This window comes from Bacillus massiliglaciei, assembly GCF_900098925.1.
In the GTDB taxonomy this organism is placed as follows: Bacteria; Bacillota; Bacilli; order Bacillales; family DSM-1321; genus Peribacillus; species Peribacillus massiliglaciei.
The window spans coordinates 250,083-261,716 of sequence record NZ_LT622352.1; the positions used below are offsets into that span (position 1 = coordinate 250,083).

The window sequence follows — 11,634 nt, forward strand, 5'->3', positions numbered from 1 at the left end:
GAAAGTTGTCTTTAATATAAATATATTGGAAAATTTAACTAGTACACTTAAATTATCACATTGTTCATAATATAACAACTATTTTAGTGTTTTATTATATGAAAGAGAATCGTTTCTGTATGGTATAATTAAATTGTCGTTAGAATTAACGCGGATTGAAATATATAGTACAACACTAAAGGGGCTGTCTGATAAGTCCCTAAAATAAAGCACGTGGAGAAAAACCAGCCGTTTTTCTCCACGTGCTTTTGTATGTTTTCGATTTTTCTCTGAAAGTAGCTGGCGGATGCCTGCTACTTTCAGTATATTGTGGGCTAATGCCACAATCCCAAACTCGACATGTACCTTGTCGAGACCCCGCAAAGAAAATCTGCGGAACGACCGATTGCCCTTGATGTGACCGAACACACTTTCTACTTCGACTTTCCGCCGAGCGTAGATGGTGGCTTTCTCTTCACATTCAAGGGCTGTTTTTGCCTTCGCTTTCATTTCCTCGAAGACGGTATTCCAGTGTACTTGACGATTTCCCTTCGCTTTCGTGCATTTCTCTTTCAATGGGCAATCTGTACAATCTTCACATTCGTATATTTTGAAGCTTTGCTCATAACCAGACTGATTCTTTTTGTTTTGGTATTTTTTAAGCGTAACTTTCCTTCCATTCGGGCAAATAAAACAATCATCTTGCTCACAGTAGGTCCAGTTTTTCGCGTTTTTGATGTCCTTTTTGTATTTGCGTGTCTGTTCTTGTACATAGGATCCATAAGGAATGAGAAAATCAAATCGAGGCTCTTTCTCATCACCCACCGCATATACGTAGTTTTCTTCACTGCCATATCCTGCATCCGCGATGACTGTTTGGGGCATCGGTAAAGAAGTAGACGCCAGTTTCTCCAAATGCGGGATAAAACAACGCGTGTCTGTAGGCCGTTGATGAATGGTATAAAACAAGATAAATTGGTTCTCCGTCCCCATTTGCACGTTATACCCCGGCTTAAGCTGACCGTTTTTCATATGATCTTCCTTCATGCGCATAAAGGTTGCGTCTTTGTCCGTTTTGGAATAGCTGTTACGGTCGCCAAAGATTTCGTTCTGTTCCTTGTATTTCGCTAGTCGCGGTAAGAAATTTTCCCGAATCAGCTTTAAAGGTTTCTTCCATTTACTGCGTTCTTGTCGCTTCTCCTTACGAATCTTTGCATCTGTTTCCTTTTCAATTTCCTCTGTTAGCGTTCCTGCTTTTTCTTCTATTTCCTTAGCGACTGTCTCTAGATGATGTTCGGTGATCTCTGCATTTTGTTCGGTTTCCTTTTCTCCCGTTCCAGCTTCTAATTGGGTTAATTCGTGGATTTGTTGCAGGGTTTCCTGTATTTTCTCTTTTAGCTTGGCTTCAAATTTCGCCGTTGCTTTTTTCCACACGAAAGAATACTTATTGGCATTGGCTTCGATCTTGGTGCCATCCAAAAAGTAGTTTTCCATCGTGATGTATTTTTCTTCAATCAATTTCAGAATCATGGCTTCAAATAACTCATCCATCAAGACTTTCATCCGTTCCCCACGAAACTCGTTGATCGTACGGAAATCTGGTTGTTGCATCGCAGCTAACCACATGGCTGGGATGTTTTCTTTTATTAGCTTTTCGATTCCTCGGCAGGAATAAACCTTTTGGGAATAACCAAATAGAATGATTTTAAGCATCATTTTGGGATGGAAGGGACTTCGGCCACCCCCTTTATAATGAGAAAACAATTGCTCATCCGGTACGGCTTCCACCATTTCGTCTACCACACGTGCGACGTGATGTTCCGGTATAAGGGCTTCAACATCCAAGATCATTTGAATTTGGCGATTGTCGTAGGGTTTAAAAGTAGGGGCTAATGATCTTTTAGGGGCCATTTTCTCCTCTGTCTCTGGAAGAAGTGTCATTTGAGTGGTATAATTTTCGGTAGTAATCATTTGATTGCTCATAAAAATCGTCCTTTCTCGAATGTTGGTGTGGATAACTTTCATTTTACAGGAAGAGACGATTTTTTTGTGCTTTTTTATAGAAATTAAAAAGGGGCGCCGGCAAGTCAGATAAACCGACTTTCTGGACAGCCCCTTTAAAATAGGTTGAATCCCAGGTTGCTTTCTCTCTGAATATCCACTCCATATTCCTTGTTATAAGCGCCCTCTTTCAAGACTAAAATCTTTCCGTCCCATAAGGAAGCCAGTCCGTCATTTTTTATTAATTGATCCCTTTCATAGCTGTATAAATTCACGGTATATTTCTGTGCTTTTTTTAACAGGTTTCCTAAATTTTCTATCGATCCAAAACTGTTTAATTCAGCAATAATATCTTCACCTTCTCCAAATGGAACAATGACCGATGTCGTTAAATGATCGATCACTTGAAACTGTTCTGCTGCTGTCTTGTAACTGTTTACTAGAAATAAAGGAATCTCCCTCTCATGCTTAAACTTATATGCGTTTCGATATTCATTTTGCCCTCTAGATACAGTTAATAACTCTGTCATGTTCTTTCTCAACTTCGGTATATAATAATGTAAATCCGATTCTAATTGTTGATAATACTCTTGAAAATAACGATTCATTGCTTTTTTTGATAGAACGGATCCTCCCCATTTTTCAGGATTATGTTTTAAATCTATTAAAATCCCTTTTGCTACATGCTTACCATCTCTGATCTCCTTTAAATGACTTAAATTTTCTTCTTCGTGATCAATGACGTAAACACTTTGCATAGGTTTCTCTCCATGACGATTGCAGCGGCCGGCTGCCTGGGCAATGGAATCTAAACCAGCGAGGGAACGGATTACACATTCAAAACTGACATCTACCCCCGCCTCAATCAATTGGGTACTGACACAAATGCATTTATTTCCGTTTTTAAGTTCATGCCTAACCTTATCCAAAATTTCATTTCTATGAGCAGCACACATAGAAGTGCTTAAGTGATATACTGGAACATCCATCTCTTCATCAAGCAGTCTTGTATATAACTCTTTTACAACAGATTTTGTATTTAAAATCACTAAGACACTTTGAACTTTCTCTGTCCTTTGCTTAATAAAGGCGGTCAATTTCTCATTATCAAAGGTTTCACCCGTTGCTTTATCAATCAATTCAACCCTCTTGAAGGCTTGAATTACTTCATCCAAATTTTCAATCATTTCACCGTCAGGATCCATTAAAAGTTTTTGTTCAACAAAATCCAAAGCTGGCTGAGTAGCCGTACAAAGAACTGCACTGACTTTGCCATAATTTTTTAAAAAATTCAATGCAAGATTAAATAAGGACACACATTTAATAGGAACCTTTTGAACCTCATCAAAAACGATAACAGCTTCGCTAAGATTATGCAGCCGCCTTGCATTCCTGCTGCCTTTTGCATAAAAAGCGTTCAAAAACTGAACCATCGTAGTGAAAATAATGGGAGAATCCCAATTGTCTTTTGCTAATTTTAGTTTCTGCTGTATATCTGTATAGCCGTCTTGATTTTCATCATTATCATCCGAATCATCAATGACATTTGAATGATGTTCTAAAATATTTGCATCATCTGCTAGAATCTTGCGAATTTCTTCTGCATTTTGCTCAATAATGGTGGTAAAAGGAACTACGTAAATAATTCGCTTTTTATGATGGAGAATGGCATGCTTAAGAGCATATCGGAGGCTTGCCAGCGTTTTACCTCCACCTGTCGGAATCGATAAGGTATAAATACCAGAGGGCTCATCCGCAAACCGTTCACACTGTTCAGACATTTGTCTTCTAAGGAGATTTATAGGAGTCGCATTATCATTAGAAAAGGAATTAATCTTCTCCATCAGTTTCTCATAATACCTATTAAATAATTGGGGATACGGAGTATTTGGATCTTCATACTTATTTTCTTCAAATTGCCTAGTATTGGTACGATCTCCGTCAATCAAAGTGCTAAAAATAAATTTAGTTAAAAACATCAAATTATTTTCAAGCTGAGGAAGGGGGGCTTTTTTTATAAAAGTTTCGAGTTCTGTAGCTGCCAGATCAACATATTCATAAAAATTCCGTTCACTAATTACTTCATTAAAAAAGTACTGTTTCGTTTGTTCATACTCCTTAAGTTCTTTATTCTCTACTCTTCTTAAATAATTGGATTCTAAGTTAGGTCCCAAAAAATCCTGCAGGTAGGAATGGTGTGATATGATCGCATTTCCTACAATTTCAGATAATATGATATGATAACGGCTATTCTTTTTAGGTGAATGAAAAAATTCATATAACAATTTCCCTCCAGCAGTCGAGTGATCAACACTTCCCCGCTTTGGTGATGATGGAGATGGATTATTCACAGCCTCTAATATGTATTCCTTAAACTCATTTGTATATTTCCCCATATCATGAAGCAGTCCGGCTAATCCTGTTATATGCGGGATACCAATCTTTTCTCCAAATGACTCTGCTAACTCTTTAACTTCCAATAAATGCTCCCGAACAGTTTGAATTTGTTGATCACTTTCACGGATATGTGCAATATACTCCAATTCTCTATCCCATCCTTTCTTATAAATGAACAATGGATCTCAAAATTATTAAACTATCATTCTAAACTTCAAAGCCTAGCATTTGAATCCAACAGACAGCGTTCCACATATCCATATAGGAGGTGACGAGCAAAAGGGCATGTTTTTGAGGAGCGATTCATATTTCAACCCACACATCCATATAGGATGTAACAAGGATTGATCAGATAAAGATCCAGGCGTGGTTGATTTCAACCCACACATCCATATAGGATGTGACCCGAAACCTCCCATATCTCCAAGTCGGTCTTTCATATTTCAACCCACACATCCATATAGGATGTGACTGTATCCTGTTTAGCAGCTTCCACCTGGCCAGCAATTATTTCAACCCACACATCCATATAGGATGTGACGAACAAGGTGATTGTCATAACGATGCTGGGGACCGATTTCAACCCACACATCCATATAGGATGTGACTCAGCGAATTAGATTAATAGTTTAGGGGGAAACTATTTCAACCCACACATCCATATAGGATGTGACTTTTATGCTGCCCAACTACCGCCAGTATGGCGATATTTCAACCCACACATCCATATAGGATGTGACGCGTTGCAACCGCTTCGACTTCCAGCATGATTTTAATTTCAACCCACACATCCATATAGGATGTGACACTGACGCGCGACGCGTCGACAAACCAACGGAGATTTCAACCCACACATCCATATAGGATGTGACAAGAATAGACGAAGGAGTGGATTTTATTGAGTAGCATTTCAACCCACACATCCATATAGGATGTGACTATTGTAAATTCCGGAGCACGCCGTTCTTTATTATTTCAACCCACACATCCATATAGGATGTGACTGTATTCCGCCATTCGTATTCACCACCCGAAAAAATTTCAACCCACACATCCATATAGGATGTGACGCGTGCTCGACTTTAAAGACAGAAATTTGAGTAATTTCAACCCACACATCCATATAGGATGTGACCTGTTGATCACGCCAGCCTGAATATAGAACTGGAAATTTCAACCCACACATCCATATAGGATGTGACATAATTCAACATTAAAGAAGTCAGCGATTTTTTATTTCAACCCACACATCCATATAGGATGTGACGGCTCCCAAAACGTCATTAGAGCAACAATTCAAGATTTCAACCCACACATCCATATAGGATGTGACGTTTGTCCAATTCATTTGCGACCATTTGACGGCCTATTTCAACCCACACATCCATATAGGATGTGACGTTGTTTCTGCTGCTAATTCAGTGATTTCAAGAGATTTCAACCCACACATCCATATAGGATGTGACTCCTGCCAGGGGATGTTATCCTTCATTCCTTCATTATTTCAACCCACACATCCATATAGGATGTGACCTTTGCCGTCCCTGACTACGCCCTTATTCGGTGGATTTCAACCCACACATCCATATAGGATGTGACAACAGCCCAAAAATGCATAAAATAATGCATAAATATTTCAACCCACACATCCATATAGGATGTGACAGCTGCAGATCTGGCAGATGATAAAAAGGCAGTAATTTCAACCCACACATCCATATAGGATGTGACAAAGCATCATCGATTGTTTTTCTTACTTCTTTGAAATTTCAACCCACACATCCATATAGGATGTGACATTGTCTGCATCCGTTGCTTTTCCCCAGCCTTTATTTCAACCCACACATCCATATAGGATGTGACTCAAGCGATGATGGCAGTGTATTGATGGGCCACGTATTTCAACCCACACATCCATATAGGATGTGACCAGTGTTCCTTTTTGTAGGTATTCCGCTAATTTAATTTCAACCCACACATCCATATAGGATGTGACAGCGATATTTGGTTATATCTATAGAGAAATATATAGTATTTTGACAAATATCAGATGTTCTTGTCAGAAAAAATATGTAATTATTCAACATGTAGAATTACTTATATAGAATTCCCCTAAAAAAATGGTGCGAATGAGTCAGTGAATCTATGTATACTTCACGTTCGCACTCGAAATAAAAGCTCTTACTACCAAATCATTTTATAAAATAACTGTACCATAAAGTAAGAAGAAACAATCAAATTTGTTAAAAAAAGTAATTATCTCTAAATAAAAAAAGCGTGACTCTCTGTACCGGGAAATCCAGCTGAGAGTCACGCTTTACTTATAGATTTATCGCTTCACAATCTCTTCCATCAGGATTTTGTTGACCAGCTGCGGGTTGGCCTGTCCTTTGGTTGCCTTCATGATTTGTCCGACAAGGAAGCCAGTGGCTTTCTTTTTGCCGGCCTTGAAGTCTTCAATTGATTGCGGGTTGTTGTTCAATGCTTCTTCGACAGCCGCACGCAGGGCGCCTTCGTCAGAAATTTGGACGAGTCCTTTTTCTTTGACGATGATTTCGGCATCGCCGCCTTTTTCGATCAGTTCCTTGAATACCTTTTTGGCGATTTTTGAAGAAATCGTGCCATCGACGATCAGCTTGATCATGCCGGCCAAGGATTCAGGAGTAAGTGCCACTTCATGCAGTTCCTTGCCTTCTGCATTCAGGTAAGCGGAAAGCTCTCCCATGATCCAGTTGGACGCCTGCTTGGCATCCGCCCCTTTGGCAACGGCTTCTTCAAAGAAATCTGCCGTTTCCTTCGTAACAGTCAGAACGGCTGCATCATAGTCGGAAAGACCAAGTTCTTCTGTGTAGCGCTTCTTGCGGGCATCCGGAAGCTCAGGGATTTCGGATGCAATTCTTGCTTTCCACTCTTCATCAATATGGATGGTAAGCAGATCCGGTTCAGGGAAGTACCGGTAATCATCGGATCCTTCTTTGACACGCATCAGGATCGTTTTGCCTGTCGCTTCATCAAAGCGGCGGGTTTCCTGCTCGATGATTCCGCCTGCATTCAATACTTCAGCCTGGCGGATTTCTTCGTGCTCAAGGCCTTTGCGGACAAAGTTGAAGGAGTTCAGGTTTTTCAGTTCGGTCTTTGTGCCGAATTCCTTCTGGCCGACAGGGCGAAGCGAGATGTTCGCATCACAGCGAAGGGATCCTTCCTCCATCTTGCAGTCGGATACGCCTGTGTATTGGATGATCGATTTCAATTTTTCCAGGTACGCATACGCTTCTTCAGGAGACGTAATGTCCGGCTCGGAAACAATCTCCACAAGCGGCGTTCCCTGACGGTTGTAATCACAGAGGGAATAACCATCGCCCGTATGTGTCAGCTTACCGGCATCCTCTTCCATATGGATGCGGGTAATGCCGATTTTCTTTTTCTTGCCGCCGACCTCGATTTCGATCCAGCCATGTTCGCCGATTGGCTGGTCAAATTGTGAAATCTGGTAAGCTTTCGGATTATCCGGGTAAAAATAGTTTTTCCTGTCAAACTTCGTGATCGGAGCGATTTCACAATTCAACGCCATTGCGGCCTTCATCGCATAATCGACCGCCTTTTTGTTCACGACAGGCAGCACGCCCGGGTATCCAAGGTCAATGACCGTTGTATTCGTATTCGGCGCCGCCCCGAAATGGTTGGGGCTTTCAGAAAAAATCTTTGATTCTGTTTTTAATTCTACGTGCACTTCGAGTCCAATTACCGTTTCAAATTCCATCTATTTTTTCACCCCTTACAGCTTCGGAAATTGTTTGTGATAGTTTGTTGCCTGCTCAAATGCATGGGCAGTGCGGTACACCGTGCTTTCGTCAAAATGCTTACCGATGATCTGCAGGCCAAGCGGCAGTCCGTCTTTGGAGAATCCGCATGGAATGGAAATTGCCGGAACGCCGGCCAGGTTCATCGGGATCGTCAGAATATCGTTGGCATACATCGTCAATGGATCGTCCACTTTTTCACCGATTTTGAACGCAGGTGTCGGAGTTGTCGGTCCGATAATGACATCGTATTTTTGGAAGACATCTTCAAAATCCTTCTTGATCAGGGTCCGTACCTTTTGTGCTTTTTTATAATACGCATCATAGTAACCGGAGCTTAAAGAGAATGTTCCAAGCATGATCCGGCGCTTTACTTCTGCGCCAAATCCTTCGGCACGTGTCTGCTTGTACATGTCAATTAAATTCTCGGCATTATCCGTACGGTAGCCATAACGGACTCCGTCGAAGCGGGCCAGGTTGGCGGATGCTTCTGATGAAGAAAGCAGGTAATACGCGGCAAGCGCATATTTAGAGTACGGCAGGGAAACCTCTTCCCATTCAGCACCAAGTCCTTCTAATACCTTAAGGGCTGCAAGCACAGAATTCTTCGCTTCTTCGCCGACACCTTCCCCTAAATACTCCTTCGGTACAGCAATTTTCAAGCCGCGCACATCTCCGCTCAGTGACTGAACAAAGCTTGGCACATCCAGATTGGCGGATGTGGAATCCATTTGGTCTGCACCGGAGATGGCTTCGAGCAAGTAAGCATTATCTTCGACAGTTCTCGTTACAGGGCCAATCTGATCCAGTGAGGACGCAAAAGCCACTAAGCCGAAGCGGGACACCCGTCCATACGTGGGCTTCAGTCCGACAACGCCGCAGTAGGCAGCCGGCTGACGGATCGAACCGCCTGTATCGGATCCAAGGGAGAATAATACTTCACCGGCAGCAACAGAAGCGGCCGATCCGCCTGATGATCCGCCCGGAACATAGTCCGTATTCCAAGGGTTGCGTGTCGCCTGGAAAGCAGAATTTTCATTGGATGAACCCATCGCAAATTCATCCATGTTCAGTTTTCCGATGGTAACCGTTTCTTTCTCTTTCAGCTTTTGAACGACCGTCGCATCATAGATCGGGTCAAAGTTTTCTAAAATTTTGCTGGCACAGGTCGTGCGCAGGTTTTGGGTGACGATATTGTCTTTAATCCCGATTGGAAGACCGAACAGCGGATTGCCTGCCTGCTTGTCATCCAGCTGTTTCGCCTGCTCCCGTGCTTTTTCTTCATCCAACGTCAAAAACGCCTTCACTTGGTCTTCCACCTGTCCGATTCGCTGATACGATTCTTCTACCAGGTCGGAAACGGCAAGATCTTTCTTATGTAAACGTTCATGCAATTCAGATACCTTTTGCTCGAACAACGACATCCTGTTTCCTCCTTAATCCATAATCGCCGGAACGCGGATATATCCATCCTTGCTGTCCGGCGCGTTCTTCACCACTTCTTCTACTGGCAGGCCTTTTCCTGCAGTATCTTCCCGCATCACGTTCTTCATATCGAGCACATGATAAGTCGGCTCCACCTGATCCGTATCCAGTTCATTCAGCTGTTCAGCAAATGAAATCATTTCATCCAGCTGATGCTGGAACATTTCGGCTTCATCCTCTGTAATCCCTAATCTCGCAAGGTGTGCAACGTGCTTAACCTGTTCTTTTGTGATTCGTGACATGTCTTCACCTCCATATGATATAAGCCCGGGACCTTTCGGGAAAGATATCCGGATTTATCTTGCAAAACGGCGAAAAACACCGCTTTCTATCAATAATCATCCTTTAAATCATATCAAACTTTTACGAAGTAAAGCAATAAGAGAATCCATACGGTTCCTGTCGAACGCCGACTATTTTCCGGGAAATAGAGGTGATGAAACCAGCCATCCCCGAAACGGATCGAATTCTGCAGGAGACATATGTTGGAGAACGGTGCTTTGCGGCTTTATTTTCGGTATCGTGCATTTTAAGAAAAATAAGAACCTCCCTCTCTTAAGTGTTTTTATCAGTACCACAATGGGCGTTTTTATGCTTTGATGATCGGGATTGCTTCGATGTAGCCTAACAGGAAACCGTTCTTACATCATAAAACAAAAGCAGAAAGTTGCTGAATGGGAGTAAGATTGGAGTGGAGGGGCGGCTCCTGACATGCAGCACAGCAAAAACAAAAAAAAACCAAATTTCTCTGTGAGAAATTTGATTTTTTGCCTCAGCCTCTGCTTCCTGACGGTTTATTCATAAATATGGACTTGCGGTTCTCCGGCATCTGCTTCGCGGACAATCAGGGCTTCCGGTCCGTTTACCGAGGTAATGGACACCTGAAGCGCAATATATTTCGGAAAGCGTTCCATTACAAGCCCCGTCACATACTGGGTGAAGGCTACCGCTTCTGAATTTCCGTAGAATTGAATCGGAATGTCGATATTCAGGCTCTGCATTTCGCCATTGGCATACAGGGCCCGTCCGATAACGCCGTTAAAGTTCGGGAAAAACTCCTCGACATCTTCCTTGAAGTTCGTAAAAGCTGTTACGTCATCCCGGTACTTTTCCTTCGCTTCAGAAGAAGTTGGGAAGAGATAGTAATGCTCATCCAGTTCATTCCACTTGCCGATGCTGTTGGCATTTTCCCCTACATTCGTATAGGAGATGAAATTGCCCGGCACGACAGAGGATTTTTCTTTTTGTTCAAAAAGGGCAATCGTAATAGGCACATTTTTCAGCTGATCCATCTGCCGCAGCCTTTTTAACACTTCAGCGGCAATCTTCTTGCCCTCTTCTTCCATTTTCTTTTTATCTATTTTCTTTTCATAAGTAGCTCCGTATTGCTCTTTCTGGTAATAGTGAACCGAATTCAGCGCAAGGCCGATTGTGACACCGGCAAGGCTCACTTTGTCGCCGTCTTTTTTCAAATAGTCATGCTCGAGGATATGTGCCAGGTAAATCGGGTTTTTCTCATTACGCTCTTTGATATCCCCTTTTCCCGGATCAACTGGATTCAGTCCGATATTATCCTTGGCCTCTACCTTATTTTCCTTCAGCTGCTCTTTCGTGTATTCTCTGCGCAGCCATTTGCTGATGGTGGTTCCGTCCAAAATCTGACCTTCCTGGAATAGATACTCATCAGGGTCGAATTGAGTTTGGGCCATTCTCATCAGCCCATTCTCAAATTCTTCAATATCATAACGCGTATTCAGATTGGACACGACCAATCCCCGTGCCTTGGAAGGCTCAAATGGCAAAATCGTCTGATAGTAATCGTCCGAAATCTTGTACTTTGGAATAATGGCCGTTTCTTCTTTGCTCTCCGATTTTCCATCCTGTTTGATTTCCTGCTCTTTGTTAAAGCTCGGCGCACAGCCGGCCAGCAGGAAAATCAGTGAAAGGGCGAGCACCCAACTCTTCCTTATCA

At 42.2% G+C, this 11,634-nt stretch carries 6 protein-coding genes and 1 CRISPR repeat array; all 6 genes read right to left on the reverse strand.

Features of this window, described 5'->3' with window-relative positions; all coding sequences use genetic code 11:
- Positions 1-78 precede the first annotated feature (78 nt).
- The 6 genes from BQ4305_RS02605 to BQ4305_RS02635 all read right to left on the reverse strand — a co-directional run bounded on the left by BQ4305_RS02605 (position 79) and on the right by BQ4305_RS02635 (position 11,632).
- Positions 79-1,890, reverse strand: coding sequence for an IS1182 family transposase (locus BQ4305_RS02605; protein ID WP_407640130.1), 1,812 nt, complete (start codon positions 1,888-1,890; stop codon positions 79-81).
- Positions 1,891-2,096: 206 nt separating this feature from the next.
- Positions 2,097-4,523: a CRISPR-associated helicase Cas3' gene (gene cas3 / locus BQ4305_RS02610; protein ID WP_110926330.1), complete on the reverse strand. Its 2,427-nt coding sequence runs from the start codon at positions 4,521-4,523 to the stop codon at positions 2,097-2,099.
- A 161-nt stretch (positions 4,524-4,684) separates the two neighbouring features.
- A CRISPR array of direct repeats spans positions 4,685-6,373; the repeat unit is 32 nt; unit sequence ATTTCAACCCACACATCCATATAGGATGTGAC.
- A 333-nt stretch (positions 6,374-6,706) separates the two neighbouring features.
- Entirely contained in the window at positions 6,707-8,137 is a 1,431-nt protein-coding gene (gene gatB, locus BQ4305_RS02615) for an Asp-tRNA(Asn)/Glu-tRNA(Gln) amidotransferase subunit GatB (RefSeq protein ID WP_110926331.1), read from the reverse strand.
- A 15-nt stretch (positions 8,138-8,152) separates the two neighbouring features.
- Positions 8,153-9,601, reverse strand: a complete 1,449-nt coding sequence (gene gatA, locus BQ4305_RS02620) for an Asp-tRNA(Asn)/Glu-tRNA(Gln) amidotransferase subunit GatA (RefSeq protein WP_110926332.1) — start codon at positions 9,599-9,601, stop codon at positions 8,153-8,155.
- Between the two features lie 12 nt (positions 9,602-9,613).
- Positions 9,614-9,904: an Asp-tRNA(Asn)/Glu-tRNA(Gln) amidotransferase subunit GatC gene (gene gatC / locus BQ4305_RS02625; RefSeq protein WP_110926333.1), complete on the reverse strand. Its 291-nt coding sequence runs from the start codon at positions 9,902-9,904 to the stop codon at positions 9,614-9,616.
- A 552-nt stretch (positions 9,905-10,456) separates the two neighbouring features.
- Positions 10,457-11,632, reverse strand: a complete 1,176-nt coding sequence (locus BQ4305_RS02635; protein ID WP_110926376.1) for a CamS family sex pheromone protein — start codon at positions 11,630-11,632, stop codon at positions 10,457-10,459.
- Positions 11,633-11,634: the final 2 nt, after the last annotated feature.

Coding starts and splice junctions, on each gene's coding strand:
- BQ4305_RS02605 (WP_407640130.1), bottom strand. CDS start 1,890: ATGGCCCCTAAAAGATCATTAGCCCCTACTTTTAAACCCTACGACAAT.
- gatB (WP_110926331.1), bottom strand. CDS start 8,137: ATGGAATTTGAAACGGTAATTGGACTCGAAGTGCACGTAGAATTAAAA.
- gatA (WP_110926332.1), bottom strand. CDS start 9,601: ATGTCGTTGTTCGAGCAAAAGGTATCTGAATTGCATGAACGTTTACAT.
- gatC (WP_110926333.1), bottom strand. CDS start 9,904: ATGTCACGAATCACAAAAGAACAGGTTAAGCACGTTGCACACCTTGCG.